This window comes from Halorubrum sp. Ea8 (assembly GCF_002252925.1).
GTDB lineage: Archaea > Halobacteriota > Halobacteria > Halobacteriales > Haloferacaceae > Halorubrum.
Genome location: NZ_NHPF01000043.1, coordinates 1 through 26454 on the forward strand (window position 1 = coordinate 1; position 26454 = coordinate 26454).

29 protein-coding genes, 1 tRNA gene and 1 pseudogene are annotated in these 26454 nt (G+C 68.0%); 12 read left to right on the forward strand and 19 right to left on the reverse strand.

The features are described from left to right. Positions 1-43 precede the first annotated feature (43 nt). The 4 genes from DJ74_RS03515 to DJ74_RS03530 are packed head-to-tail and all read right to left on the reverse strand — an operon-like array spanning position 44 to position 4971. A complete protein-coding gene (locus tag DJ74_RS03515; RefSeq protein WP_094526384.1) occupies positions 44-1870 on the reverse strand; it encodes a type II secretion system protein in 1827 nt (608 codons plus the stop codon). After that, on the reverse strand, positions 1867-3792 hold the full coding sequence (locus DJ74_RS03520; RefSeq protein ID WP_094526385.1) for an ATPase, T2SS/T4P/T4SS family: 1926 nt from the start codon (positions 3790-3792) through the stop codon (positions 1867-1869). The genes DJ74_RS03515 and DJ74_RS03520 overlap by 4 nt, the downstream gene beginning before the upstream one ends. Positions 3793-3825: 33 nt before the next feature. Continuing rightward, positions 3826-4338 (reverse strand): hypothetical protein, encoded by a 513-nt coding sequence (locus DJ74_RS03525; protein WP_094525267.1) that lies wholly within the window; start codon positions 4336-4338, stop codon positions 3826-3828. 60 nt (positions 4339-4398) lie between these two features. After that, complete coding sequence (locus DJ74_RS03530) at positions 4399-4971, reverse strand: hypothetical protein (protein WP_094525266.1); 573 nt, start codon at positions 4969-4971, stop codon at positions 4399-4401. Positions 4972-5047: 76 nt separating this feature from the next. On the opposite strand from DJ74_RS03530, the gene DJ74_RS03535 reads away from it, so the two are divergent. Both DJ74_RS03535 and DJ74_RS03540 read left to right on the forward strand, forming a co-directional pair. Then, positions 5048-6127 (forward strand): tubulin/FtsZ family protein, encoded by a 1080-nt coding sequence (locus DJ74_RS03535; RefSeq protein ID WP_094526386.1) that lies wholly within the window; start codon positions 5048-5050, stop codon positions 6125-6127. Between the two features lie 115 nt (positions 6128-6242). After that, positions 6243-6941 carry a phosphoglycerol geranylgeranyltransferase gene (locus DJ74_RS03540; protein ID WP_094526387.1) on the forward strand — a complete coding sequence of 233 codons (699 nt, stop codon included), beginning with the start codon at positions 6243-6245 and terminating at the stop codon, positions 6939-6941. 32 nt (positions 6942-6973) lie between these two features. Here the strand turns inward: DJ74_RS03540 and DJ74_RS03545 are convergent, their stop codons facing one another. Continuing rightward, positions 6974-7594 carry a riboflavin synthase gene (locus DJ74_RS03545; RefSeq protein WP_094525263.1) on the reverse strand — a complete coding sequence of 207 codons (621 nt, stop codon included), beginning with the start codon at positions 7592-7594 and terminating at the stop codon, positions 6974-6976. A 163-nt stretch (positions 7595-7757) separates the two neighbouring features. On the opposite strand from DJ74_RS03545, the gene DJ74_RS03550 reads away from it, so the two are divergent. Then, on the forward strand, positions 7758-8027 hold the full coding sequence (locus DJ74_RS03550; protein ID WP_094525262.1) for a hypothetical protein: 270 nt from the start codon (positions 7758-7760) through the stop codon (positions 8025-8027). A 13-nt stretch (positions 8028-8040) separates the two neighbouring features. Here the strand turns inward: DJ74_RS03550 and DJ74_RS19030 are convergent, their stop codons facing one another. The 3 genes from DJ74_RS19030 to DJ74_RS03565 all read right to left on the reverse strand — a co-directional run bounded on the left by DJ74_RS19030 (position 8041) and on the right by DJ74_RS03565 (position 12425). Beyond that, complete coding sequence (locus DJ74_RS19030; protein ID WP_176451304.1) at positions 8041-9135, reverse strand: BGTF surface domain-containing protein; 1095 nt, start codon at positions 9133-9135, stop codon at positions 8041-8043. A gap of 72 nt (positions 9136-9207) precedes the next feature. Beyond that, positions 9208-10584 (reverse strand): Xaa-Pro peptidase family protein, encoded by a 1377-nt coding sequence (locus tag DJ74_RS03560; RefSeq protein WP_094526388.1) that lies wholly within the window; start codon positions 10582-10584, stop codon positions 9208-9210. Then, positions 10581-12425 carry a UvrD-helicase domain-containing protein gene (locus tag DJ74_RS03565; protein ID WP_094526389.1) on the reverse strand — a complete coding sequence of 615 codons (1845 nt, stop codon included), beginning with the start codon at positions 12423-12425 and terminating at the stop codon, positions 10581-10583. Before DJ74_RS03565 ends, DJ74_RS03560 begins: the two co-directional genes overlap by 4 nt. 192 nt (positions 12426-12617) lie before the next feature. Between DJ74_RS03565 and DJ74_RS18565 the strand changes: the two genes are divergently transcribed. After that, positions 12618-12764 (forward strand): DUF2080 family transposase-associated protein, encoded by a 147-nt coding sequence (locus DJ74_RS18565; protein ID WP_394338188.1) that lies wholly within the window; start codon positions 12618-12620, stop codon positions 12762-12764. 3 nt (positions 12765-12767) lie between these two features. Beyond that, complete coding sequence (locus DJ74_RS03570) at positions 12768-13982, forward strand: RNA-guided endonuclease TnpB family protein (RefSeq protein WP_094526390.1); 1215 nt, start codon at positions 12768-12770, stop codon at positions 13980-13982. A gap of 71 nt (positions 13983-14053) precedes the next feature. On the opposite strand, the gene DJ74_RS19035 is transcribed toward DJ74_RS03570, so the two are convergent. From DJ74_RS19035 to DJ74_RS03580, 3 genes are all read right to left on the reverse strand, one after another. Beyond that, positions 14054-14212, reverse strand: coding sequence for a hypothetical protein (locus DJ74_RS19035; RefSeq protein ID WP_008002314.1), 159 nt, complete (start codon positions 14210-14212; stop codon positions 14054-14056). Positions 14213-14300: 88 nt separating this feature from the next. Then, positions 14301-14483, reverse strand: coding sequence for an HVO_0416 family zinc finger protein (locus DJ74_RS03575; protein ID WP_092565639.1), 183 nt, complete (start codon positions 14481-14483; stop codon positions 14301-14303). A 305-nt stretch (positions 14484-14788) separates the two neighbouring features. Next, a complete protein-coding gene (locus DJ74_RS03580) occupies positions 14789-15331 on the reverse strand; it encodes a CDP-2,3-bis-(O-geranylgeranyl)-sn-glycerol synthase (protein WP_094525257.1) in 543 nt (180 codons plus the stop codon). Positions 15332-15517: 186 nt separating this feature from the next. Here DJ74_RS03580 and DJ74_RS03585 point away from each other — a divergent pair, with 186 nt between their 5' ends. Together DJ74_RS03585 and DJ74_RS03590 are read left to right on the forward strand one after the other, a co-directional pair. Continuing rightward, a complete protein-coding gene (locus DJ74_RS03585) occupies positions 15518-16357 on the forward strand; it encodes a proline dehydrogenase family protein (protein ID WP_094525256.1) in 840 nt (279 codons plus the stop codon). Positions 16358-16464: 107 nt separating this feature from the next. After that, on the forward strand, positions 16465-17169 hold the full coding sequence (locus tag DJ74_RS03590; RefSeq protein ID WP_094525255.1) for a DUF502 domain-containing protein: 705 nt from the start codon (positions 16465-16467) through the stop codon (positions 17167-17169). Positions 17170-17256: 87 nt separating this feature from the next. Here DJ74_RS03590 and DJ74_RS03595 read toward each other — a convergent pair whose 3' ends face one another. The 3 genes from DJ74_RS03595 to DJ74_RS03605 all read right to left on the reverse strand — a co-directional run bounded on the left by DJ74_RS03595 (position 17257) and on the right by DJ74_RS03605 (position 20172). After that, complete coding sequence (locus tag DJ74_RS03595; protein ID WP_094526391.1) at positions 17257-18186, reverse strand: branched-chain amino acid transaminase; 930 nt, start codon at positions 18184-18186, stop codon at positions 17257-17259. Positions 18187-18652: 466 nt separating this feature from the next. Next, positions 18653-19405, reverse strand: coding sequence for a 3,4-dihydroxy-2-butanone-4-phosphate synthase (gene ribB / locus DJ74_RS03600; protein WP_094521895.1), 753 nt, complete (start codon positions 19403-19405; stop codon positions 18653-18655). After that, the gene (locus tag DJ74_RS03605) at positions 19405-20172 is read right to left on the reverse strand and encodes a DUF120 domain-containing protein (protein ID WP_094526392.1); all 768 of its coding nucleotides are present in this window, start codon (positions 20170-20172) and stop codon (positions 19405-19407) included. Before DJ74_RS03605 ends, ribB begins: the two co-directional genes overlap by 1 nt. Positions 20173-20429: 257 nt before the next feature. Here DJ74_RS03605 and DJ74_RS03610 point away from each other — a divergent pair. Then, a tRNA-Ala gene (locus DJ74_RS03610) sits at positions 20430-20501 on the forward strand. A gap of 616 nt (positions 20502-21117) precedes the next feature. On the opposite strand, the gene DJ74_RS18570 is transcribed toward DJ74_RS03610, so the two are convergent. From DJ74_RS18570 to DJ74_RS03635, 5 genes are all read right to left on the reverse strand, one after another. Beyond that, on the reverse strand, positions 21118-21753 hold the full coding sequence (locus DJ74_RS18570) for a hypothetical protein (RefSeq protein WP_141212661.1): 636 nt from the start codon (positions 21751-21753) through the stop codon (positions 21118-21120). A gap of 5 nt (positions 21754-21758) precedes the next feature. Further along, on the reverse strand, positions 21759-22331 hold the full coding sequence (locus DJ74_RS18575) for a hypothetical protein (RefSeq protein ID WP_141212662.1): 573 nt from the start codon (positions 22329-22331) through the stop codon (positions 21759-21761). A gap of 23 nt (positions 22332-22354) precedes the next feature. Then, on the reverse strand, positions 22355-22612 hold the full coding sequence (locus tag DJ74_RS18580) for a hypothetical protein (protein ID WP_141212663.1): 258 nt from the start codon (positions 22610-22612) through the stop codon (positions 22355-22357). A 342-nt stretch (positions 22613-22954) separates the two neighbouring features. Then, complete coding sequence (locus tag DJ74_RS19540; protein WP_254922131.1) at positions 22955-23164, reverse strand: hypothetical protein; 210 nt, start codon at positions 23162-23164, stop codon at positions 22955-22957. Positions 23165-23613: 449 nt separating this feature from the next. Next, positions 23614-24099 carry a type IV pilin gene (locus tag DJ74_RS03635; RefSeq protein ID WP_094526395.1) on the reverse strand — a complete coding sequence of 162 codons (486 nt, stop codon included), beginning with the start codon at positions 24097-24099 and terminating at the stop codon, positions 23614-23616. A 161-nt stretch (positions 24100-24260) separates the two neighbouring features. On the opposite strand from DJ74_RS03635, the pseudogene DJ74_RS03640 reads away from it, so the two are divergent. The 4 genes and pseudogenes from DJ74_RS03640 to DJ74_RS03650 all read left to right on the forward strand — a co-directional run. Beyond that, a pseudogene (locus DJ74_RS03640) lies at positions 24261-24972 on the forward strand (hypothetical protein). 65 nt (positions 24973-25037) lie between these two features. After that, on the forward strand, positions 25038-25172 hold the full coding sequence (locus DJ74_RS19545; RefSeq protein WP_254921585.1) for a hypothetical protein: 135 nt from the start codon (positions 25038-25040) through the stop codon (positions 25170-25172). 64 nt (positions 25173-25236) lie between these two features. After that, positions 25237-25872, forward strand: a complete 636-nt coding sequence (locus DJ74_RS03645) for a MaoC family dehydratase (RefSeq protein WP_094526396.1) — start codon at positions 25237-25239, stop codon at positions 25870-25872. A gap of 94 nt (positions 25873-25966) precedes the next feature. Beyond that, positions 25967-26454: MFS transporter (locus DJ74_RS03650; RefSeq protein WP_141212664.1), on the forward strand; the 488-nt coding region annotated here is incomplete at its 3' end.

Genomic DNA, 26454 nt, shown 5'->3' on the forward strand with positions numbered 1-26454 from the left:
TGCTTAAGTTAACACGACGGGACACGCGGCTGCGGTCCGGTCGTTACAGCAGCGCTCCCGCGCCCGCGAACGCGACGAGGTACGTCGCCGTCGCAGTCGGCAGCGCGATCCCCACGCGGTAGGCCACCAGCGTCCGGTCGAAGCCGCGCTCCAGCCCGGTCGCCAGCGCGGTGAGCAGCGCCGCGAGGATCAGCACGTAGGCGCCGACGATCCGGCCGAGTACCGGGACGGAGAGCGCTCCGGTGCCGGAGCCGGCGCCGGATTCCGCGGTCGCCTCGGCCGCGCTCCCGCCGCCGGCACCAGTACCGCCGCCCCCGACACCGAGCGCGTCCGCGCCGGCGGTCGCTCCGGCGCCCAGTCCCCCGGCGTCGACGGCGTCGACCCCCGTGGCGAGCGCGACCGTCGCGCCGCCGACGAGCGGCGCGAACACCGCCGCGGTGTTCGTCAGCGTGCCCGTCACGGTCGCGAGCTGACGTCGCGCGTCGGTTTCGAGCGCCCGGAGCTCCTCGAGCTGGTCGGCGAGCTCGAGGAGCACGTCGCCGGCCGGGCGACCCTCCCTGGCGGCGACGGCGAGCAGCGCGACCGCGCCCCGGACCCGCGGCGACGGGACCGGAACCGCGGGGCCGCCCCGGCCGAGGAACGCCTCCCGCACGCCGACTCGGAGGGTCTCGCTTCGGCGCCCGGCGCGCTCGAACAGCTCGCCGGTCGCCCCGTCGAGCCGCTCGCCGGCGTTCGCGATCGCCCTCTCGACCGCGACGCCCTCGGCCACGTCGCCGCCGATGACCGTCATGGCGTCCGGGAGCCCCCGTTCGACGGCCCGGATCTCAGCGAGCGCGGTCCGCCGGCGTCGCACGCCGACGAGGAGCGCCGTCCCCGCCCCGACGCCGACCCCGGCCACGGGTGCGGCCCACCCGGTGACTAGCCGCGCGGCGATCGCGGCCGCGGCGACTCCGGCGGCCGCGCCTGCCGCGGCGGCGTGTTGCGCCCGCTCGGGGACGTCCGGGTGGTCGCCGTCGATCGACGGCGGCGCGAACGCGACCGGTCTGCGCGAGAGCAGCCACGCCGACGCGGCGAACAGTCCGGCGGGGAGCACGACGAGGTAGAGTCCGGCGACGACCCTCGACCCGACCGGAACGCCGGACGCGGCCGCCGCGGGTAGCAGAGCTATCAGGGCCAGCGGGAGGAGCACGCCGAAGGCGTACAGCGCCGAGACGGGGCCGCGGACCTTGCCGACGAACGCCGCGAGCCGGTCGGTCGTCCCGGAGATCGTCGCGTCGAGCGCGCGGTCCAGACACCGTCCCCGCCGCTCTGCCGGCGCTGACGCGGCCGTCCGCACTAACGCGGCGGCGCGGTCGATCGCGGGGAACCACGGTCGCCACTCGCGGGCGAACGCCCGGAGCCCGCTCGTCGGCCCGTCCGCGCTCCCGCGCTCGTGACGCGCCAGCCCGTCCGCGAGCGGTCCGTCCCCGGTGCGGGCGGCGAACCGAACCGCGCGTTCCGCCGACGGGTCCAGTCGCATCCGTAACACGAGACGGCCGACGAGACCGGGGGCCGCACCGAGCGCTCGAGTCCGACGGAGCGCGGCGAGCCCCACCGGTGCTCGATGGACCGCGTGAGTCGCCGCCAACCCTCCGGCGAGCCCAGCGAGCGCACCCGGAACCGGGCCGACGAACGCCGAGAGCGCGACGGCACAGAGGAGGCCGACCCCGAGCCCGACCCGATACCCGAGCTCGACGACTCGTTCGGCCGAGGCCTCCCAGCCGAGGAACGCGACCGCGCGCCGGAGCTCTGCCGACTCGTTCGCGTCGACCCCCTCGCTCGGGGGTGCCGTCGGCGAGCCGTCGGTCGCCTCGTCGACCGCTCCGGTCATTCGATCTCACCGCTCGCGCCGACGGAGTCGACGTACCGCTCCGGCTCCGTCCGACCGGTGGCGACCGCCTCGCGGATCCGCTCGCCCCGTCCCCCGACGGCCGCCCTGATCGACGCGTACGTCTCGTCGGGTCCCGCGAGACGATCGAGGAGTCGGCTCTCGCCGCGGTCGACCCGCCCGGTCGGCGTCAGTCCCTCGTCCGTGCGCTCGAACAGCGATTCGAACGCGGCGCCGTCCTCGTGACCGACTACCTCGGCGATCACGTCGACGCGGTGGTCGTCGAGGAGAACGATCAGGTCGGTCGCCGCGAACGACGAGGGCGACACGCCGAGGTCGGAGACCACCCGCTCCCGGACGGCGGCGGGGTCCTCCCCGTGGATCGTCCCGAGCACCGTCTCGCCGGCCGCGCCGACGCGCATCGCCTCGTAGAGGGCCTGCGCCTCCTCGCCGCGGACCTCCCCCACGACGATCGCACCGCCGCCGAGCCGGAGCGCGGTCCGGACCGCGTCGCTCGGCGACGGCTCCGCCCCGTCGCCGACGCAGAGCCGCTGCGCGTCTCGCCCGGCGGTCGCTAGGGCGCTCGTCGGGAGCTCGGGCGTGTCCTCTATCAGTATCGACCGCGACTCCGCGGGAAGATCCCAGAGGAGGGCACCGAGCGCGGTCGTCTTTCCCGCACCCCGCCCGCCGGCCACGAGCCCCGTCACGCCCCGCTCGACGGCGACGGAGAGGAGCCCGGCGGCCGCCGGCGTGAGCGTCCCTGCGTCGACGAGTCGTGCGAGCGTCCACGCGTCGGGATCACCGCGGCGGAACGCGAACGAGAGCCCGTCGCTGGCGGGGTCCGTCGTCGCGGCCACGCGGACCCGGCCGGCGTCCGTCTCCAGGGTCGCGTCGAGCGTGGGGCTCGCCCGAGAGAACCCCCGCCCGCTGGTCCGCCGGAGTCGGGACGCGAGCGTGGCGGCCCCCTCGGGCGGGAGTCGCACGTTCGTCCGGCAGCGCTCGCCGTCGACGACGACGCGGAGCGGGTTCTCGGTCACGGGCGCCGAGAGCGTCGCGTCGCTCACGCGCTCGTCGGCGAACACGTGTTCGAACGCCCCGTACCCGCGCGTGTGCCGCCGGAGCACATCGGTCAGCGTCGAGACGGGATCGCCGTCCTCGGCGGCCGTCCGGACCGCGCGGCCGGGCGCTCGCCCGCCCCCGGTCGGATCGTCGAGCAGCCGTCGCTTGGCGTCGTCGAGCCGCTCGACGGCCCCGTCGTCGAGCTCTCGCACCGGCGGCGTGAGGTGGTACGTCCGGAGCGGTCCCGACCCCTCGTACAGCCGGACGGTCGCGCCGGTGTCGAGATCCCAGCGGTCGGCGAGCGCGGCCCCCGGCGGCGGCGCGGTCGCGATCCGCGCCGCCGCGATTCGGGGCCCGGCGTGTGCCCGAAGCACGTCTCCGACCTCGTCTGCCCCTTCGACGATCGCCGACAGCCCGGTCTCCGCGGCGATCCGGGCCGGCGGTCCCTCGCGTCCGGCGGCCTCCCGAGCGGCGCCGACCGGATCGCGCAGCACGCGGTCGGCGAGCCGCGTCTCGTGGAACCCGACGCGCTCGCGGAACCGGCCCGCGGCGACGAGACACGCGGCGGCCCGCCCGGCGTAGGCCCGCTCGCGCCCGCGATGACGGGTCCTGATCACCTCGGCGTCGCGCTCCGCGAGCGCCTCGATGACGGTCGCCAGACAGTCAGGGCTCTCGGCGAGGTCGCCGCGCCCCGGGCAGTCACCGGCGTCGACCGCCAGCACGACGCGGTCGCCGACGCCCGTTCCGACCGGCTCTCTGAACGTCGGCTCGCACCGGCAGTCGCGATCGGCGTCGCTCCACGGCAGCGATCGCAGCGAGGGCTCGCCGCCGCCGATCCGCGACAGCGAGGGGAGATCGAGGTTCACGGCGGGCGTGCTCCCGGCATCGTATATAAGCGATCACCCTACCCTGGTGACCCGGACGGTCGGTCCGCCGTCGTCGACGAGCCGGAGGGCCAGTCGGCTCTCGCCGCCCGGTCGGAGCGCGATCGCGCCGCCGTCGACCGACACGGTCGCGTCCGTGCCGCCGGGACCGATCGGCGCGGTTCGTTCGGGCCCGCCGTCGATCCGATACCGGAGCGCGACGTCCGGGCCGGGTGACGTCTCCTCGGCGACGTTCGCCTCCGCGCCGACCGTCTCTCCGCTGGCCCCCGTTTCCACGATCGCGACGCGGTCGATCGGCGCCGCTCCGAACCCGCTCGGGACGCGGACGGTGACGGTCGTCCGCGCGGCGAGCGACGGGTCCGCGACGCTCACGGAGCCCGCGACGAGGCCGCCGACGGCCCGCTCGACGCGGTCCGCCTCGGCGTCGATCCGCTCGGCGGTCGTGGTCGCCCGGGCGTCTTCCAGCGCCGGGGTCGCGGCCGCGAGGAGGGCGACGGCGACGAGGACCGTGAGGACGACGCGGATCACGGCTCGCCGGCCTCCGTCTCGACTCGCGCCGCGATCCCGGTTCCCGCTCCCCGGTCCAGCTTACAGGGACTCACGGAGCCGGTCCAGCGCCTCGTCCCGCCACGATCCGTCCGCGTCGTCCGACCGCCTCGCGTCGCCCCGTCCCACCCCGCCGTTCCGATCGGCGGCGTCCGACGGGACGGCGGCGTCGAGGGCGTCCTCGCTCGGCACGGCGTCGGCGGTCGCGCCGCCGCTCTGGAGTCGGGTCTCCGTGCCGGCGTCCTCGCCGCGGCTCGCCCTCGCCAGCGCGAGGTCGGCCCGCCGCTCGACCTCGCGGTTGACCGCTCGAATCGATCCGACGTACCCCCGGATCGCCTGCGTGGCGGCCTCCAGCTCCTCGACGCGCGACTCGAGCTCCTCGACGCGCGACTCCAGCGCCTCGCGCTCCGCGGCCGCGGCGGCGCCGTCGCCGAGGTCCGCGACGGCCGCGTCGGACCCGGTCAGGGCTCGCTCGACCGCGCTGAGTCGCTCTCCGAGCCGGTCTCCGCTGCTTCCGTCGCTCGGTCCGCCGGCGCCAGCGGTCTCGTCGCCCTCGGCGGTCGGCCTCTCCCCGCGGCCCGACGTCCGACTTCTCTCGTCGGTGGCGTTCGACATGCTCGCGACTGGCCTCGATTTCGCATTTAAATCTCGGGGGGAAAGCGTAATACTCCGGATCGGTTACCGTTCGATCATGAAGGCAGTCCTCCTCGGCGTCGGGCAGGCGGGCGGGAAGCTCACGACCGCCCTCGCGCAGTTCGACGCCGACGCCGGCTACGGCGCGGTGCTCGACGCGCTCGCGGTCAACACGGCCGCGACGGACCTCGACCCGCTCCCGCTCGACACGGTCCTCGTCGGGCAGTCGCGGGTGAACGGCCACGGCGTCGGCGGCGACAACGAGCTCGGCGCCGAGGTGATGGACGAGGACGCGGTCGAGGTGCTCGACGCGCTCGCGTCGAAGGTGACCGCGGAGGCCGAGGCGCTGTTCGTGGTCGCCGGGCTCGGCGGCGGCACCGGCTCCGGCGGCGCGCCGGTGCTCGTCCGGGAGCTGAGCCGGGTGTACGACGTGCCGGTGTACGCGGTCGGGATCCTCCCCGGTCGCGACGAGGGGGCTATGTACCAAGTGAACGCGGGCCGGTCGCTCAAGACGCTGGTCCGGGAGGCGGACGCGACGATCCTGCTCGACAACGACGCGTGGCGCTCCTCGGGAGAGTCGATGGAGGGCGGTTTCGCGGCGATCAACGAGTCGATGGCGAGACGCGTCGGCCTCCTCCTGGCCGCCGGCGAGTCGGTCGAGGGCGTCGCCGAGTCGGTCGTCGACACCAGCGAGGTGATAAACACGCTGCGGGCCGGGGGGATGGCGGCGGTCGGGTTCGCCTCGGCGCCGGCGGCCGAGGACCCCGAGGAGAACGTCACGACCGTGATGAGCACCGTCAGGAGCGCGGTGATGACCGGGATGTCGCTCCCGAACGCGACCGAGGCCGACGCCGCCCTCGTCGCCGTCGCCGGCGACCCCGACCGCATCTCTCGGAAGGGCGCGGAGAAGGCCCGCAAGTGGCTGCAGGAGGAGACCGGCTCGATGCAGGTGCGGGGCGGCGACTTCCCGCTCGACTCCGACCGGATCGCGGCGCTCGTGCTGCTCGGCGGCGTCGAGCGCTCCCGCCGGGTCGAGGCGTTCCTCGAGCGCGCCCGACAGGCGGTCCGCGACGAGCCGGAGGCGGAGCCGGACCCCGCGGCGGCGTTCGACAACGACGAGCTCGACGACCTCCTCTGAGCGGCGCGTCGGCCGCGTCGGTGCGCCGGACGGAACGACGAGCGGAGCCGCCCGTCCGGGGAGCGGCGGGGCAGGTTCCGCACCTTTTTGGTGCCGCCCGGTGGAGTCGTTTCCGATGAGTAACCCGTGGGACGACTGGGACCACGTGCTGAAGGTCGATCCCGACAAGGAGCTGCGGGACGGCGAGACCTTCGAGGACGTCTGCCGCACCGGCACCGACGCGATCGAGATCGGCGGGACCCTCGACATCACCGCGGAGAAGATGACGCGCGTCGTCGACGCCGCGGCCGAGTACGACGTCCCGCTGTATCAGGAGCCGTCGAACCCGGGCGTCGTCGTCGATTCGCCGGCGCTCGACGGCTACCTGATCCCGACCGTGTTCAACGCCGGCGGGCCCTTCTGGATCACCGGCGCCCACAAGGAGTGGGTCCGGATCGACGAGCTCGACTGGGACCGGACGCACACCGAGGCGTACATCGTCCTCAACCCGGACGCCGCGGTCGCCGAGCTGACGAACGCGAACTGCGACCTCGCGGCCGACGACGTGGGGGCGTACGCGAAGGTCGCCGAGCGGATGTTCGGCCAGGAGATCGTCTACGTCGAGTACTCGGGCACCTTCGGCGACACGGAGAAGGTCTCGGCCGCGCACGACGCGCTCGACGACGCCACGCTCTTTTACGGCGGCGGGATCGGCGACTACGAGTCCGCGAACGAGATGGCCGCCCACAGCGACGTGATCGTCGTCGGCGACCTGCTCCACGACGAGGGCGTCGACGCCGTCCGCGAGACGGTGAAGGGCGCGAAGGACGCCTGAAGCGACCGGTATCGTCTCGCCCCGGACGCCGGCTACCCCGCGTACCCGTCGACCATGTTCTCGACGTACTTCGCGATCACGTCGACCTCCAGGTGGACCGGGTCGCCGACCGACTTCTCCGAGAGCGTCGTGAGCTCGTAGGTCGTCGGGATGATCGCGACGTCGAACTCGCCGTCGCGCTTCTCGGCGACCGTCAGCGAGATGCCGTCGAGCGTCACCGACCCCTTGTCGACGAGGTAGTCCGCGTGGCCCTCGGGGATCGCGAACGCGAACCGCCAGTCCTCGCCGACGCGCTCGATCCCCGTCACCTCGGCGACGGTGTCGACGTGGCCCTGCACGACGTGGCCGTCGAACCGGCCGTCGGCGGGCATCGCGCGTTCGACGTTGACCGCGTCGCCCTCGCCGACGTCGCCGAGGTACGTCTTCGCGACCGTCTCGCTCGCGAGAAACACCTCGAACCAGTCGCCGCCGGCGTCCGACCCCTCGTCGCGGACCGCGTACTCCTCGACCGTGAGACAGACGCCGCTGACGCTTATCGACTGGCCGTGGTGGAGGTCGTCGAACCCGTCGACGCCGATCCGAAGTCGGAGCCCGTCCGCGGTCTCGGTCCGGTCGCGGACCGTGCCGGTGTCCTCGACGATGCCGGTGAACATACCCGATCTGGGCGCGCGCGACACATATCGGTTCGGTGTTCGGGGCGGCTCGCGCTCCGGGACGGCCGGCGGTTCGACGCGATCGGGCGCCGTGCCGCCGTCGGCGGCGCCCGAGCGACCGCCGCCGCGTCGCTTTTGAACGCCGGGCGCGAATCGGGGGTCAATGAACCTCGGGCTGATGGATATGATCGGGCTGGCGGCGTCGCTCGTCTTCGCGCTGCCGCTCGCGAACTACGCCGTCATCCGGCTGGCCGCCGGCGAGATCGCGCTCGGCGCCGGACTGCTCGTCGTCGCCGTCGCGATGGTCGTGCTCCCGCAGTACTTCCTCGACCCGGCCCGGATCCTCCGCGGGCTGGTCTCGGGACTGCTCCCTCGACAGCTCCGGGGGGAAGACGACGCCGCCGGCTCCGAGGGCGATTCGATCGAGAAGTAGCTCGGTCCGGCTTTCACTCCCGCCGCCGGGCCGCGAGCGTGACGGCGAGAACCGCGAGCCCGCCGGCGACGACTCCGAACCCGGGCGTCTCGAGGTCGAGGCCGCCGCTCCCCTCGACGCCGACCTCCTCGTCGACGATGAGCACCTCGCGGGAGTCCGACTCGTTGACCGCCTCGTTCCCGCGGACGGTCAGCGTCGCGCGGTCGCCGTGGCTCGTCCGGCTCAGGTCGAACGTCGCGCTCGCCGTGCCGTTCTCGACGGACGCCTCCTCCGTCATGAGGAAGGCCGGGCTCGCGTCTCCGGCCGAGCGGATCCGGAGGTTCACGGTCTCGCCGTCGTCGACCGCCACCGGCACGCTCACCTCGCTCTCCGCCGGAGCGACGACGATGTCGGCCGCTTCGACGTCCGCCTCGGTGACCGTGGCAGGCTCGGCCGATCCGCCATCGCTTCCGTCTGCGTCGTCTCCGTCGCTCCCGTCTGCGTCGTCTCCGTCGCTCCCGTCTGCGTCGTCTCCGTCGCTCCCGTCTGCGTCGTCTCCGTCGCTCCCGTCTGCGTCGTCTCCGTCGCTTCCGTCGTTTTCGCCCTCCCCGCCCGTTGCGTCTTCGACGACGAGGGTACCGACGTCGACGGTGTCGCCGCCGACGAGCACCTCCGCGTCGTAGCTACCGGGAGCGATCTCCTCGCTGAGGGAGGTCTCGTAGTCGGTCTCGACTTCGGCGCCGCCGTCGGCCGTCAGCGTGGCGCCGCCCCCGCCGGTTCGGGCGTGGTCGAAGACGAGGGTCGTGACGCCGTCGCCGTCCGGCGTCACGGTGGCGCGGAGCTCGTACCCGGCCTCCTCTTCGCCGCCGACAACGACCTCGAACGCGTCGACGCCGTCGGTTTCGACGGGAATCTCGGCGGTTCCGTCCTCGCCCACGGTGACGACGTCCGCGTCGAGGTCGGCGGTTCCGTCGGCGGCGACGGCTCCGGTCCCGGCGACGACGACGCCGACGAGCGCGAACGCGGCGACCAGAAGCGTCACCGCGGTCGGGAGTCTCTTCCTCGCGATACGCCGCACCGACTCGGAGCCGGCAGTCTCGCCGGTTCTGATGGAGGGATCGGATCGCATGCGTCTCGGCGTTCGACCGGCGGCCGAAAAGTGGCGCCGGTAGCTCAAACAGCGGTCGTAGCTATCCGCCGCTCACCCGCGCTTCTCCGGCACGATCCCGAACGGGTACTCCGCCAGGATCTCGTACCCGTCGTCGGTGACGACGACGAGGTCCTCCAGCCTGACGCCGCCGACGTCCGGCCCGTAGACGCCGGGCTCGACCGTCACGACGTGGCCCGGCCGCAGCTCGCCGGCGCCGGTCAGCGACGGCGACTCGTGGAGGCTCACGCCAACGCCGTGGCCCGTGCCGTGCGTGAACCCCGTCTCCCCCTCGCCGGCGTTCGGGTCGAAGCCGTAGGCGGCCAGCTCGGCGGCCGCCTCGCCGTGGACGGTCTTCGCCGGGACGCCCGGCTCGACCTCCGCGAGCGCGGTCTCGCGCGCCGACTCGACCGCGACGTACGCGCGGCGCTCCCAGCCGCCGTCCCCGTCGACGACGAACGTCCGGGTCATGTCGCCGTAGTAGCCGTCGGGCCCCCGCGGCGAGATATCGAGGAGGACAGTCTCGCCCGGTCGGACGGGCTCGTCGCCGACGTAGTGGAGGTCCGCGGCCGACGGGCCGGCGCCGATCACGGTGTTGCCCGCGTCCCGGACGCCCCGCGCGGCGAGGGCCGCGTTCACCTCTCGGCGGAGCCGCTCGGTCGTCAGGGGGGCGCCCTCCCAGCGGAGGACCGGTCTCCCCGCCTCGTCCTCGCCGGCCTCGCCGTCCGCCAGCACGGTCTCGGCACGCGCCATCCCCGCGGCCGTCGCGCGCTGGGCGCGGCGGAGGCGGTCCAGCTCGGCGTCGGTCTTCCGCGCCCGCGCCGCCGTCACCGCGTCGGCCGACGAAAGCTCGTTGCCGGCGCGTTCGAGGTAGACGGCGGCGTCGTGAGGGACAGACGACGGGACGAGGAGGGTGTGGTCGGTGTCCGATCCGTCGACCAACTCGGCGACCGCCGCGGCCGCGCGCTCCCCGGCGTGGTCGCCGACGTTCTCGGTCCGCACCTCGCGGGCGACGCCGTCGTGGGCATTGGTCTCGTCGCCGGGGTCCTCGCCGTCGCCGGGATCGTCGTCCTCGCCGTCGCCCCGAGCCCTCGCGCCGGCGACGAACTCGCGCCGGGCCTGCTCGTCGAACAGGGCGGGGGCACAGCAGACGGCGCGGCCGACGTCGGCCCCGTTTTCCCGGTCGTCGCCGCTCGCGCCGTCCGGGACCACGACCAGCGCGTACGGCCGATCCGGTCCCGAAAATCGGGTGAGGTACCGGAGGTCGTCGTCGAAGCGGTCGCCGACCGCGACGAACGCGTCGGCACCGGTGGCCTCGACCGCCTCGACGACCGGAGCGAGATCGGTGCGGAGGGGTCGGAGCGCGTGAGTGGTTCCGGCGGACGCGTCGTCGCTTTCCGCGTCGTCGCCCTCGTCTCCCCCGTCGCTCACGGCTCCGGTTCGGGGACCGCCAGCTCGGCCTGGACCTCCTCGATGAGCTCTTCGGGGGTCTCGTCGCGGAGCTCGTTGAACAGGAGGACGCTGATCGGAAGCGTCGGCGCCCCGCTTATCAGGCTCTCCATGATGACGAGCCGTTCGCGGGCGCGGGACATCCCGACGTAGAACACCCGACGTTCGTTGTCGGTGAGGACGGGGACGGGGCTCGTCGCCTTCGTGAACTCGTCGACGCCCTCGACGTCGGTCGGGTCGTCGATGGAGGCCGCCATCTGCTCGACGACCTTCTCGGTGAGGTCGGTCGCGACGAACACGTGGTCGGCCTCGCGGCCCTTCGCGGAGTGGATGGTGCCGACGCGGACGCGGGTCGGGTCCATTCCCCCGTAGTCGCCGTCGAAGTACGCGCCCATCGACTTCCGCTGGAAGCTCGTCACCTTCCGGACCATGTCGTCGGCGTTCGCGGTGTCCGGCATGAACGGGATGTGCTCGTCGAGCTCGTCGGCTGTCACCTCGATCAGCGAGACGTCGTCGGCGTCGGCGGCCTCCTCGCGGTCGTCGAGGAAGTCGTAGAACTCGTCGCGGTCGTGGGTCCCGAACGCGGAGTCCTGGAGCATGTCGGCGAGCCGCCGGGCCTCCAGCCCGTTGACGGGATCGCCCGCCTCGGACTTCTCGATGGCGCTGACGTAGTCCTGCACGCGGTCGGTCCACATCCGCCCGTCGGTGAGCATCGTGAACGGGATCCCGTGGTCGATGAACTCGTCGATGAAGTCGAACATCTGGTACCGGGCGCGGAACAGGCACATCACGTCGCCCTCGTCGTCCTCGACCGTGTACCGGACGTTCCGGACGAGCTCGATCATCGACGGCGACTGGATCGCCTCGACGGTGCCGCCCTCCTTGCGCGGGTGGAGGTCCTTCTCCTGGCGCTTGTCGATGTGGCGGATCTCCGCGTTGACGACGTTGAGGATCTCGGAGGGGAGCCGGTAGGAGTTCGGGAGGACGACGTCCTCGTCGACGTCGGTGTCGAGGAGGAGGTCGGGGTCGGCGCCCTGCCACGCGTAGACGACCTGGTCGTCGTCGCCGGCGATGAGCACCTTCTTCATGTGCGGCCGCCACTCCTGAAAGACGTTGTACTGCAGCGTCGTGATGTCCTGGAACTCGTCGATGATCAGGTAGTCGACGCTGGGGACGAGCGACCGCTGCGCGACCCGTTCGAGCATGTCCGCGAAGCCGACGAGGTCGTTGTCGCCCTTGTAGGTCCGCCACGCGCGGATCGTCTCGGGGATGTCGATCCGGTCGTCGTCGGAGGGCCACGTCGGCGTGTACTTGTTCCCCTGCTGGGCGTTGGGGTCCTCCTCGGGCGGGAGCCGGACCTCCTCGACGTTCCACTGGAATGGCACGTCGTACCAGTCGGCGACGTCGCGCTCGGTGCGCTGGAGCCACTGCGAGGTGGCGATGATCTTGTTCCCGATCGTCGTCGACCGGGCGGTCCGGCGGCCGGCGCCGCCGTGCTGGTCCTCGAACTCGATGCCGTACTCCTCACAGAACGCCTCCTTGTCGTCCTCGCCGACGACGTCGCCGCGGGAGAGGTCCAACAGCTCGTACGCCTTCGCGTGCATGGTGCTGACGTTCCCCTGGAGGCTGCGCGGGGAGACGTCGAGCCGCTCCGCGAGGCGCTCGCGGATCTCGGCGGCGGCCGCGCGCGTGTACGAGACGACGAGCACGTCGCGGACGTCGGCGTCGCCGTCCTCGAGGATCCCCTCGACGCGATCCAGTAGCGCCGTGGTCTTCCCGCTGCCCGGACCGCCGAACAGTCGCGTCACCGTGGGCTCGGTCATTGTGTATCCCTGATCCCGGTTCTCCTTAACGCTTTTTCAAGCGCTAAGTCCTCTTCCTCAAAGAGAACGCAGGGAGAAGCCTGAGTAGCGCAGTGGAAGGATACAGCGCCGTCGTTGTTTCTAAATACTCTACAACGATCGATCCACAGCCGCCCGTCATCTTTATGTATATATAATGTATATACATTGGTGATGGATAGATTTGAAATCGAAGGCGAGGAAGTGCTTGACGGCACTGCAAAACCGTCTGGTAATAGTGCCCACGTCATCGTTCCCAAACGCTGGCGTGGGGCCGACGTGAAGGTCGTCCGCGTCTCTGACCCCGACTCAGACCAGTAGGCCATGCAGTACAACTACAAGTATCGACTCGACCCGTCAGAAGCCCTCCACCAGGAACTCTGCTACCATGTCGATACCTGTAGGCAACTGTACAACCATGTCCTCTACCTGCTCAACGACGCAGACGACATTCCTGCACGCTACGAGGTGCAGAGACGACTCCCCGATCTCAAATCGTGGTGGGACGACCTCGAAGACGTTCACTCGAAAGTGTTGCAGATGGTCGTCAAGCGTGTCTACGACAACCTCTCCACGCTCAAAACACAGAAAGAGAACGGACGCGCTGTGGGGATGCTCAAGTGGAAACCTCCCCGGGAGTATCGGTCGCTTACCTACAACCAGTCCGGCTTCGAACTCAAGAATACGAGTGGTCGGTCCGTGCTGTGGTTGAGCAAAATCGGCGAGATTCCAATTCGCCTCCATCGAGACATCCCTGAGAACGCGACCATCAAACGGGAGCCAACGGGGGAGTGGTACGCTACGTTCGGTATCGACGTGGACGAAGACTCCCCCAACAAACCGGAGACGCCCGCGAAGGTCGTCGGTATCGATGTGGGGATTATCAAGTACGCCCACGACACCGATGGGTACGCCATCGAGAGTCCTGACTTCAGCGAGGAGCGCAACCGACTCGAACGCGCCCAACGCGACCTCTCCCGAAAGGAATACGGCTCGAACAACTGGGAGAAACAGCGAAAGGTCGTAGCCGAACGCCACGCTGACCTGAAGCGGAAGCGACGAGACTTCCTCCACAAGTTGTCGAACTACTACGCCACCGAGTACGATTTGGTGGCGGTCGAGGACTTGGACGGAAAGGGACTGCTTGAACTTCCCGGCAACTCTCGCAATCGAGCGGGAGCTGCGTGGGAGACATTCCTACGGATGCTCGAGTACAAGTGCGAGCGCGAGGGAACGCATTTCGTTGCGGTTGACCCGAAAAACACAACAAAAATATGCGCGTCCTGCGGTGTCAAGACAGACAAACCGCTGTGGGTTCGTGAACAATCGTGTCCCGCGTGTGGGTTCGAGGCGGATAGGGACGCGAATGCGGCGTGGAACATCCTTTCTCGTGGTCTCGAAGATTTAGGAGTGGGACACTCCGAAGTAACGCCTGTTGAGACTGCGCTCCCTGTGGATACACCCGTATCTGCAAAGCGCGTCGTGGAAACAGGAAGCCCAACCCTCAAGCAGCGACCGGCGTTAGCCGTGAGCGAGTAGGGTGGGGTAGTTCACACGCCGTGGCTCGGCGTCGCTCCCGTCGAAACGCTACGATCCCGTCGACTGATAGGTCAGTTGCTTCGCGTCGCGCGCGCTTCCCGGACGTCGGCGCCGTCGCGGACGAGGTCCTCGCAGGCCGGGCAGACGCGGGGACGGTCGACCTCGTTCGGGGTGAACACCCGAACGTAATCGGTCGTGACGAACGAACCGCAGTTCTGGCAGGTCGGCATGGTCGTCACTATCGATTGATGACACATAATACTGCCGCCGAGTGCAACCGAAAGAAAACCGCTCACCGCCCGTGCGCCGTCGTCGGCGTCAGGTCGGGCGCCAGTCGCAGACGTCACACCGCGCCGTTCCCTCGGGGTGGAGCGCACCACACTCCGGACACTGAAGCTTGTTATAGGATCGCTCCCAGCGTACGATCTCGGTCTCGTGGCCGCGATCGGACAGGAACTCGTCGAGCACGTCGTCGTCCGAACTGGGTGCACTACTAGACATGCATGCTAGTCAATGGCACGCGAGTATATATATTTTCTCGTGGTTCTCACTGAACCGTCATATCGACCACGAACGATCGGTTATCTCGTCCGAAGGTGTTCGTGTCCCTACATCAGCGCGTCGCGCCGCGGCTCGTGTGAACTATTCTCACCTCTCGCATTCTCACCTCTCGCATTCTCACCTCTCGCATTCTCACCTCTCGCTCTCCGAACGGCGCGCGCCGGTGACGGGTGCGGTCGTTCGCAGTCGGGGGCGAGGGTGCGGTCGTTCGCAGTCGGGCGGTCCCGACGGTCCGGCCGCCCCGCCTACCAGGGCTCGTTCTTCAGCCCGAGGAGGTAGGCGCCGACGTTCGTGACCACGTGGAGGACGGGCGTCATCACGAGGACGGCCGCCAGGACCCCGGGCGTGAACGTCGCCAGCGCCCAGTCGGTGTCGACGACGAAGACGGCCAGCAGCGCCCCGGCGACGAAGTCGAGCTGGTCCAGCCCGGGGAACGCCGCGCCGCGTTCGCGCCCCGACCGTCGCTTGAGAAAGGAGGCGCCGATGTCGCCGCACATCGCGCCGAACGCGAGCGCGACCGCCGCGGGGAGCGCGAACGTCGGGAGCTCGACCCCGAGGGCGGCGCTCGCGGGGTCGTTGAGCGCGTTGAGCGCCAGCGCGAGGACGACCCCCACGAGGGTGCCGACCGCCGTGCCGCGCCACGTCTTCCCGTCGCCGAGCAGGCGCGCCCCGCGCCACTCCCGACCGCCGTCGATGGGACGGCCGCCGCCGGCGAGCACCGCGGCGTTGTTGGGCACGTACGCGGGCACCATCGCCCAGAACGCCGTCGCGACGAGCGAACCGATCATACTCGGTCCACTCCTGTCGTCGATTTATAAACCACGATCCGTCTCGCCCGGCGGTCCTCGCGGGCGATCTCTCGAGCGGTTACGCGGGCGAACTCGTGTGCGGTCGCGCGGCCACGACACCGGTCGACGGTCACCGAGACCGCCCGTTTCGACAACAGTGAAGTCGTCGCCGCCCTCATAGCCGGTATGATCCCTCCGATCGCGCGCCGCTTCGTCGCCGGCGAGAGCGTCCCGGAAGTCCTCGACCACGTCCGGGCGTGTAACGAGGACGGCGTCGCCGTCGTCGTCAACCTGCTCGGCGAGCACTACGACGACCCCGCCGACGCCCGCGCCGACGTCGACGCCTACCTCGGACTGATCGACGACATCGCCGACAGCGGCCTCGACGCCCGCGTCTCGGTGAAGCCCTCCCAGATCGGGCTCGAGGTCTCCGCCGATCTGTTCGAGGAGCACTACCGCGAGATCGTCGCTCGCGCCCACGAGCTCGACGCCTTCGTCTGGTGCGACATGGAGGACGCCGACACCACCGACGCCACCCTCGACGCCTTCGAATCGATCGCTGCCGACTACCCGTGGAGCGTCGGCCAGTGCGTCCAGTCCAACCTCAGGCGCACCCGGGAGGACCTCGACCGCCTCGTCGACGTCCCGGGCGAGATCCGGCTCGTGAAGGGGGCGTACGACGAGCCGGCGTCGGTCGCGTACACGGAGAAGTCGCGGGTCGACGAGGCGTACCGCGAGGACCTCCGCTTCCTCTTCGAGCGCCGGGACCGGGGCGTCGCCGTCGGCAGCCACGACCCCGCGATGATCTCGCTGGCCGACCGGCTCGCACGCGACCACGGCACCGACTACGAGGTGCAGATGCTGATGGGGGTCCGGGAGGACGCCCAGCGCGACCTCGCCGCGCAGGGCGTCGACGTGGTCCAGTACGCGCCGTACGGCGACAAGTGGCTCTCCTACTTCTACCGGCGCGTCCGCGAGCGCCGGGAGAACCTGACGTTCGCGCTGCGCGCCGTCGCGGGTCGGTGAGTCCGTCGTCCGGCGCATTCGCGGCCGACGTGCTCGTCGACCCCCCGCTCGCCGAGCGGTCCGGTAGAAGCCCTCTTAAGGGTCGACGCCGCATACCAACGCGATAGATGTCCACGTGGAAACGCGACTTCGCCAGCGGGCTCATCGTGTTGGCGCCCCTCCTAGTCCTCCTCCTCGTCATTCAGTGGATCTACCGCTACATCGCCTCGATCCCACTCATCGAGGGACTCCAGCCCGCGATCATCCCCGGCCCGCTGGAGCCGATCTCCCGTGTGATCATCGCGCTCGCGGTGTTCGCGACCGTCGTCCTCGCGGTCGGCTACTTCATGCGGACGACGTTCGGACGGATCGCGGAGTCCGCCGTCGACGGCGCCATCAACCGGATCCCGGCGCTACGCGTCGTCTACAACGCCTCCAAGCTCGCGATCGAGACGGCCGTCTCCGGGACGGACGAGCTCCAGAGCCCGGTGTACATCGAGACGTGGCCGGGGATCCGCATGACGGCGTTCCGGACCGGCAAGAAGACTCGCGACGGGAAGATCGTCTTGTTCATGCCGACGGCGCCGAACATCACCACCGGCTTCGTCATCGAGGTCGAGCCCGAGCGCATCGAGGAGACCGGCGAGACCGTCGAGGAGGGGATGACCCGCGTCCTCTCGGCCGGCTTCGCCGAGTCCGCGCATCAAGTCCCCGTTCATGAGGAGGCGCCTCCCGACGACGGCCCCGGTCGCCCGGGCGGCGTCGGCGGCGTCCGCACCGACGGCACACCCGGAGAGTCGGAGCGCCCCTCGACGGACGGCGGCAACGACTGAGCGCGCCGGAAGTCGCGTGAGAGAAGGGTACACGGCGCGCGGCGCGAGGCAACCCGACGCACCGCGGAGCGTCCGAGACCGCGTCGCCTACAGGTACGTGAACCAGTCGTCGTGGTCGTCGGTCCGCCGCTCGACGAGGTCGAAGAACGCCTGCTGCAGCTCCTCGGTGACCGGGCCGCGGGTGCCCGCGCCGATCTCGGTGTCGTCGACGGAGCGGATCGGGGTGACCTCGGCGGCGGAGCCGGTGAAGAACAGCTCGTCGGCGGTGTACAGCTGGCCGCGGGAGATGACGGCCTCGTCGTGGACCTCGTAGCCGCGTTCCTCCGCCAGTTCGATGACGGTGTCGCGGGTGATCCCCTCGAGGATGGACTGCGCCGGCCCGGTGGTGTAGATCTCGCCGTCGTTCACCATGAACACGTTCTCGCCCGGGCCCTCGGCGACGTTCCCCTCCTTGTTCAGGACGATGGCCTCGACGTAGCCGTTCCGGCGGGCCTCCTCGCCCGCGAGCATGGAGTTGACGTAGAGGCCGGTGGTCTTCACGTTCGTCGGCACCTGCGAGGAGGCGTGCTTCCGCCACGAGGAGACCATCACGTCGACGCCCTCCTCGAGGGCCTCCTCGCCGAGGTACGCGCCCCACGGCCAGGCCGCGAGCACGAGGTCGGTCGGGCAGTCCTTCGGCGAGACGCCGAGGGAGTCGTAGCCGTAGTAGGCGATCGGGCGGATGTACGCGGAGTCGAGGTCCTGCCGGTCGAGGAGTTCGAGGGTCGCGTCGGTGATCTCCTCGCGGGAGTGTTCGATCTCCATGTCGTACATCTTCGCGGAGTCGAACAGCCGGTCGAGGTGCTCCTCCCACCGGAACACCGCCGGTCCGCGCTCGGTGTCGTAACAGCGGACGCCCTCGAACACGCCGCTCCCGTAGTGGAGCGCGTGGGTCAGAACGTGGGTCGTCGCGTCCTCCCAGTCGAGGAACTCCCCGTTCTTCCAGATCGTGTCGACGTCCATCTCGTCGAATCCCATAATCTGTGGTTGCGGCCGTCGGTCTTAAATCTGCGACATGCGGAGGACGCGACGACGACGGCCGAACTACCGCCGGAGTCCTCGCTGCTCGGTTATCCGCAGTCGCTGACGGATCGTCGGCGAATCACTCCAAAGCCCCAGCCGGTCGGGTATAAACGGTTGATACCGGGTCGGCGGTGAATCACTCCAAAGCCCCAGCCGGGAGGCGGGCGCACGCTCGCTGCGCTCCTCAGTCGCTCGTTTCACTCGCTCCCTGCGGTGCTTCCGTCGCCTGCGCCCGCCTCCCGGCTGCCCCTTTGCGTCCACCCGACCGCAACCGCACCGCACCTTACCTCACGCCTCCCCAGCCTCGGCGGACGGCCCGGCGCGGCTCCGCCCGCGCCGGACCGCCGCCTCCCTCGCACGCGCTCCTCGTGGCCGCCTTCGGCGACCACTCGAAGGCGCGCGCCGACGGCACCGCGTTCGGTTATTTAAACGCCTCGACGAGGGCCGCGCCCTCGACGTACGGGATCCCGCGGCGGCGGGCGTACGCCTCGGCGTCCGCGGGCGCCAGCGCGGTGCCGGTCTCGTCGTCGAGCATCTCGCAGACCACGGCGGCGGGCGCGGAACCGACCGCCTCGGCCATCGCGAGCCCGAGCTCCGTGTGGCCGGTCCGGCCGCCGAGCCCGTCGCGGTCGCCGCGGAGCACGTGGACGTGGCCGGGCGCGCGGAACTCCGCCGCGAAGTCCTCCGGGGCGTATCCCGCGGGGTCGGCGTCGACGGCGGCGGCCGCGCCCGCGAGCTCGACGATGGTCCGCGCGCGGTCCTCGTCCGTGATCCCGGTGAACGTCTCGCGGTGGTTCACCGGGAGCGAGAAGGAGGATCGGTCGTCGTAGTCGGGGTCGTCGTCGACCGCGGGGTGATCGAGCGCGTCGGCGAGGAACGGGAGCCCGAACGCGTCCGCGACGGGGTCCGCCACCGCGACGCAGATCAGCCCGCCGGCGTCGTTGCGCATGTGCGCGACGGCGGCCTCGTCGACGGCGCCGGCCGGGTAGACGATGTCCGTCTCGCCCTCCCGGTCGGCGAAGTCGTGGACGCAGACGGGGTCGCCGGCGCGGAAGGCGTCGAGCGCGCGCTCGACCGACTCGGCCGCGTCGGTCGGCTCCCCGTCGGCGGTCACTCCGGCCTCGGCTTCGGGGGCGACCTCCGCGTCGCCGTCGGCGTCGACGTCGGCGCGCATCAGGCCACCTCCGTCTCGGGGGCGTCGGATTCGTCGTCGTCGCTCTCGCCGGGGTCGTCCGCCCGGCTCGTCGCGGCCACCCGGACCTCGATCTCGTCGCCGTCGTCCAGGTCGAGCGCGTCGCGGAGCCGCTCCGGGGCGATCAGCTCCAGTTGGTCGTCGTCGTGGTGGGTCCGGTCGGGGACGATCGCGTGGACCTCCTCGTAGCGCTCGTCGCCGGCGACGAGGGTGACGCCGTAACACGAGGCCGCGCCGTAGGTGCGGTCCTCGTCCTCCCACGCGTCGATGGGGACCGCGTCGATGCCGGCCATCTCGCCGCGGCGCCGGACGCTCTCCTCGGTCAGGTCGACGTTGAGCGTGCCCGGGAACGGCTCGTAGCCGAGGCGCTCGCGGAACTGCTCGGCGTAGCCGGGCAGGGTGATGTAGTGGCGCCCCTCGCCCATCCCGCCGGTGACGGCGCCGCGGAGGACGAGCTCGACGTCGGTCTCGAACAGGCGGCGGTAGTCGGCGTACTCGGCGCGGAGGGCCGCCTCGCCCGCGTCGGTGACGCGCACCCACTGGCCGTCGCCGACCACGTCGCGCTCGATGTACCCCGCGGACTCGAGGGTCTGCAGCCGCCGGGAGGCCGTCTGCGTCGAGGCGTCGAGGCGGTCGCCCAGCGCCGCGCACGACACCTTCGTCTCGGTCAGGCCGCCGACGAGCCCGACGTGTTTCAGGGCCGCGATCGCGGCCGGGTCGGGGTCCGTCGTCGACGTCGCTTCTGCCATAGTCGGATCTCGGTGGCCCGCAGGCAAAAGGGTAACGAATATGGGATGCGTCCCAAAAACGTTAAACAGGTTTAGGTTCGCTATCGGGAGCGAACGGGGGACCGTTTCGTCTATATCTCGGGCAGGCGGCTATCTAATTCCGTCGGTATCGGCGGTGCTCGTCGCGAGCTGTGACGGGCGTCGTCGCCTGCGAACCACCCGCGTGCGGGTCGTCGAAAGGTAAGGTACAAATACGAACGGCGATTGATTCCGGATGCGGGCTCGTAGATCAGCGGCAGATCGCTTCCTTCGCAAGGAAGAGGCCCGGGGTTCAAATCCCCGCGAGTCCATGTTTTTGCGCCGCGAGCAATAACGCGAGCGGCGCAACTCTGCAACGAGCGGGGATTTGAATCCTGCCAGTCGCGCGCAGCGAACGGAGTGAGCGAGCACGTCTGGCTCTGGTTCAACATCCCCGCGAGTCCACTCGACTCACTTCGTTCGTCTTGTTCCCTCGCGTGGTCCCGTTCGCTGACGCTCACGGGACCCCCGCGAGTCCGTATCTTTGTTGTGAGCGACGGTGATAGCGATCTGGAGCGGCTCAAGGAAGCGGTGACGCACTATCGCGACGACGCGGGACCGAAGATCCGGCCGGCGCGGGGCGCGTGGGGGAGGGGTCAGACCTTCCGGTAGCGCGGCCCCTCGTGAGTGGCAACACTACGCAGATCCTCTTTTATGACCGTTTTCGCCGCGATCGACAGTCCCGACTGGCGAGATCGCGGCGATCTCGATCGCAACACAAGCGCCGCTCCGGGCTCGACGAGCTCGTCGTCGCCGTCGAACTGACACCGGGGGGTCGGCCGACAGTTAGGGGTGTGGCTAGGCCACAGATTCTAAAGTACCCCACAGTTTTCGCGGGATTGGTTACCTGCCTACGGCTTGCGCGAAAACCACAGAGTAAGGCTGATCTTATTCTGACTCAGTTTCATCGTTAAGTACCTCGTTGATTTTCTCCAGTTTCTCGGTGGATAATTCTGTTTTGTCTTCGTCTACCAATTCGTAACCGTGCTCTGCAGCGATTGCCTCCAAATCGTCCATAGTGAGGGTCTGATCCTTTCCATTCTCGATCTGGTCTGTAACGAATTCGGCCCTCTGGAGGCCATATTTCACGATGAAGCCAACCAAAGAAAACATCCCCAGAATCGTATATACAAACAGAGCGGACAAAATGATCATCGCAGACCCATGGTACCTAACGTGAGCCAACGTAAGAGAGAATATCAAGACTATTAGAGGAAGGTAGAGATAATACTGAAAAAGAGTCATTACTTCATCAAATTTGCCTACCTTCTTCCAAGCGTAGATAAATTGCCTATCGGTAAACGAGGTGATTATTGTCAGACCAGCTAATATGATGGCAAACAGGGATGCTGAAATTCCGGAAATCGTTTGTAGTAGGGCGTCAGCACTTTCCTGCGGAATATATCCATCTTTTAAACTAGATATCACAAAGAGGGCTACCAAGCCAAGAATGAAATCAGTACTCTTGATGAACGTTCCAAATCCTATTTTTTGTAATCTCTTCAGAAAGCCCTGATCATGCATAGCGTTTAGTCCTCCAACTGCTCAAGCTGTTCCTCAATATCATTGACTAATTTTTCACGGTAGCGAACATCGCTTTCGCTCTCTTCAGTCTCAGTCTTAGCAGCCTTGTCTTCAGTACTTACCTCCCGCTCATTACCTCTTCCGTCTGTTCCTACAATCGTTGCCGTGCCGTGGCCTTCTTCGGAAAGTCCTACTGCTCCCGCTATTTCGTCATTCCCATATAGATCAATATCATCTCCAGCCGCGTTGATATTGATCAGGTCAATTCCTCCCTCCCGCAGGAAATTATCCATCGCTGCGGAATATTCAGTAAAGTCGGGATTTGTGGGACTTAGATTCGTGAACGAAACTCTCTCAATTTCTTCGATCTCGCTTATAGCTTGTCTGAATTCCTTTCGATCAACTAGCGGACTAGCTCTTAGTTCTTCTTTCCCTCCGTGATAATTGTTGTATATTCCTTGAATCAGCCGATAGGGTACCTTTTTTCCAATATTCCTTCTATATTCGTAAGCCATCACACAGTTCTTTAGATCAATAACGAAGAAGGCAATATCGGCATCTTGGCCCTCTTTTTCCACGTAATCCTTCTTATCATCGTCTCTTACATTCCGCTCGTCATCTTTTTTTTCCCAATCTTCCCAGAAATATAATCTTCGCCGACATCAACTCCGGCAAAGTTCCAGTCTCCCCTATTAATGAGGTATTCTTCCTCACTACCTTTCAAGTATGTATTAACATCAAACTCATAACGAATCACGTCGTGAAGGGTGTCACGACGGCGTTCTAGAGCTGCCTGATCGCTACTGAAGTGCGAAAGTTTGGGAGTGAACTCAAGTCGCGCAAAACGAATAGTAACCATTAAAATTCTGTATAGGGAGACAGTACAAATTAGTTACTAAATAGAACCTACAATGTAATCTACTTCATGCACATTACTGCACTGGCCGAAAGCGGCTGCGCATGCCACTTTCCAATATTTCAACCAAGTCTAATATTCCCGTTTCTGGATCTAGCGCAGTAATAAATCTGCGGTAATTTGGGCCTCCCGAGAGTGTGAGCGGTAATGCGTCTCTCCGGGGTTTGTCCAGTTTGTGATCTCCAAGTCCCGAGCTTGGAGCGTACTCGACGACACGATGGTGATTTTTCGTCCCTCTGCCCGGTACCACACGAGGACGTAGCCACCACCCTCACGCCCGAGCGTTCAGTGCTGATCCTCCCAGAACTTGAACGTCGGCCGGACCCCATTCATCATCGACCCCTTCACATCCCACGGCCGACCGTCCTCCTCATCAGTCGCGTCGAATTTGAGCCTGCTAACCTCCAGATAGTCGAGATCGATCGGGTGGTGGTCGGCCGCCCACGACTCGACAAGCTTCCCGTAGTAGCCGACGATCGCCGGGTCGTAACTCATCGGTCGACCCGTTTGGGTTGCGGTTGGCGATCGAGGTCTCCTCGCGAGCCGAACGTTGATCGACTTCGGCCGTTATCACCCGACACGGATCCGAGAATCCGACGTATATGACATCGGAGCCGGGCCATCAGTCGAGACCAATGAGATTGCGTCCCATGCGCCTGAGGAGGATTTGAATGAGCCGTCGTACCAGCCTCGAACTCACCGAGGAACGCGAGTGACAGCTCGAAAAAGCGAGCGAGATCGTAGCTAGTGGTCACAACGATGATCCGTTGATGAGCGTCTTTATCGATGCCGTGCTTGCACACCTCACCGAGAGTGAAGAGAACACCTAGATGCTCGCGACGAGTACAACCCTGTGACTGTTCAGAAACTCTGTAACACGTTAGTCGTCGGGTTGCGGTACAGAACTCGAATAAAAGACCGATGGCGATAGTTGTTAGGTTAGATTAGTTAAATGTGATATCTGAACCAGATACACCATCGAACTCGTCTACCTGAACTGTCTGGTCAAGGAGAATCGAGTCGCTCGGCTGGTGGATAATACGAATCCTAATATCCCCACTTGAACCGCTGGCCGTAGTGTTGAACTCACCGGACTCTATGTCTCCAACAGTAAATGCGCCAGTGAACTCCCCAGAGGAAGTCACTTCTGTTCCGCTACTATTGGACACAACAATTCGCATAGCGCCGGCATCGATACGGTCACCGCCGCCATGTTCAATCGTGAGGTTTGCTGTGTCGTCGGCCCCAATATCAGTTATTTCTGCATCCAACTGCGCCGTCGGCTGACTGTCCCCGAGCGAGTCACCCAGACCGAGCACGAACGTCCCGATGACGGCGGCCAGGATCACGGTGATTGCGACCATGAGGATGACTCCGATAACGGGACTCACCGCGCGGTCGTCCGAATTGAACAGGTTGCTTGGTTTCATAGTTTGAACCCAGCGGTCCACCGATGAAACGGCCGTTCCGTTCCGATCGGTTGCTGGTTACTCTTCGATTAACCGTACCCCCTTATGTACTTACTGGCATAAATATCAGAGGCGAAAATTAGCTCCACACGGTCAACTACGTTGACCTGTAAGCGATCCGTATGGAACCCACGGCCCGGTCCCCCGCCCGAACGTACAGCGATCGCGTCTATCCGGACCCGTGGGAGAAGGTCCTCGACTACCGCCGCGTGCGCGAGTACGCCGCCGAGCACCCGAGCGCCGGCCGGGTGCGCGTCGGCAACGCCCTCGACCTCCCGAACGAGCGCGTCAGAGGGTGGCTCGAAGGCACGGTCCCCGACCCGGTCCGCGCTCGTCGCGCTGATCGCGCACGTCCTCGCGGGCGGGAGCGTCTCCGCCGAGAGCTACGTCCCCGCGGTGACGCCGGGCGAGCGGGTCGACGCCGCGGAGATCCGCCGCGCCTTCGAGCGCGTCGGCGTCGAGACGACGCGCCGGAACGCCGACGCCGCCGGCCGCGCGACCGAGGTCGTCCCCACCCGCGACGGGACGGTCCTCGGTCGATGCCTCGTCACGACGGGCGTGCCGACCGGCGCGAAGACGTCGCTCGACCGGCTCCCGTCGGTCGTGTGGGACGTGCCGCGCCCGGTCCGACGGTCGTTCGCGCGGACCTACGTCCGCCACCGCGGGCTGAACTACGCGGGCAAGTCGACGACCCGGATTCAGGTCGACCGGCCGGGCTCCTTCGTCGCGGACCTGCGGGACCTGCTCGCGGCCGTGCTCGACGGGCGCGTCACCGCGTCCGACGCCGGGGTCACCGTCTCGGCCGACGCCGCGCGGGAACTCGACGTGGAGTAGCGCCGGCCGCCGTCGGTCCCGTTTTGTTGAAAGCGATTAAATACTCTCGGCGAATCGGTCCGGATATGGGCGTCTCAGAGATACTCGAGGGAAAGAACCTCTCGCATCGCCAGATGGGTGCGATCATGATCGGCTGGCTGGTGCTGGTCACCGTCGTCTCCGTCGGGCTGCTGCTGTACACGTCGTTCAACTTCGCGTAGCGCGCGGTCGACGAGTCCGGCGGACGCGTCCCATTTTTGTCGGTCGTCGCCGTCGGTGCTCGGTATGGTTCGCAACGGCGATGCGCACGACCGGGGGGAATCGGACGCGAGCGGCGAGCGCGGCGGTTCGGACGCCGACGCCGCGACCGACGGCGGCACCGATCGCCGGCTCGTCGCCGGCTGGGAGGGGCGGTACTACGAGGACTTCGCGGTCGGCGACGTGTACAAGCACCCGTACGGGCGGACGGTGACCGAGACGGACAACGTCTGGTTCACCAACCTCTCGATGAATCTCAACCCGATGCATTTCAACGAGGCGTACGCCGCCGAGACGGAGTTCGGCGAGCGCCTCGTCGACGGCACCTTCGTCATCGCGCTGGCGGTCGGGATGAGCGTCATCGACGTGAGCGCCAACGCCACGGCGAACCTCGGCTACGACGAGATCCGCCACCACGCGCCCGTCTTCCACGGCGACACGCTGTTCGCGGAGTCGGAGGTGCTCGACAAGCGCGAGTCCGACTCGCGCGATCACGTCGGCATCGTCACCACCGAGCTGCGCGCGTACAACCAGAACGACGAACTCGTGCTCTCCTTGGAGCGCACGCCGATGGTCCTGAAACGCTCGCACGCGCAGCCGAGCGCGGCGCGGCCGACGGGGTGGCCGGCGGGGGTCGGCACCCAGCCGGAGGACCTGGAGTGACCCGGTCGCCCGGCGCTCGCGGCAACTCCGGCGCTCGCGGCAACCCCGGCGGCTACCCTCGAAGCTATCCCCGCCGACGGAGAACGGGCGGCCGATGGACCGCGCCGAGCGACGGATCGTCGCCTTCACCGCCGGCTCGCACGGGCTTGTCCACACCTACGAGCTCTCGATCCCGATCCTGCTGACGGTGTGGATCGCGGAGTTCTCGACGACCGCGGCCACGCTCGGCCTCGTCTCCACGGTCGGCTACGGGCTGTTCGGCGTCGGCGCGCTCCCCGGCGGCATCCTCGTCGACCGGTTCGGCTCCAAGTCGCTCATCCTCGCGTGTCTCGGCGGGATGGCCGCCTCGTTCCTGCTCGTGAGCGTCGCCCCGAACCTGCTCGCGCTCGCGCTCGCCATCGCCGTGTGGGGCGTCACCGCGAGCGTCTACCACCCCGCGGGGCTGTCGCTGATCTCCAAGTCGGTCGACCGCCGCGGGACCGCGCTCGGCTACCACGGGATCGGCGGCAACCTCGGCATCGCCCTCGGGCCGCTGGCGACCGCGCTGCTCCTCCTGGCGTTCGACTGGCGGGTCGTCGCGGC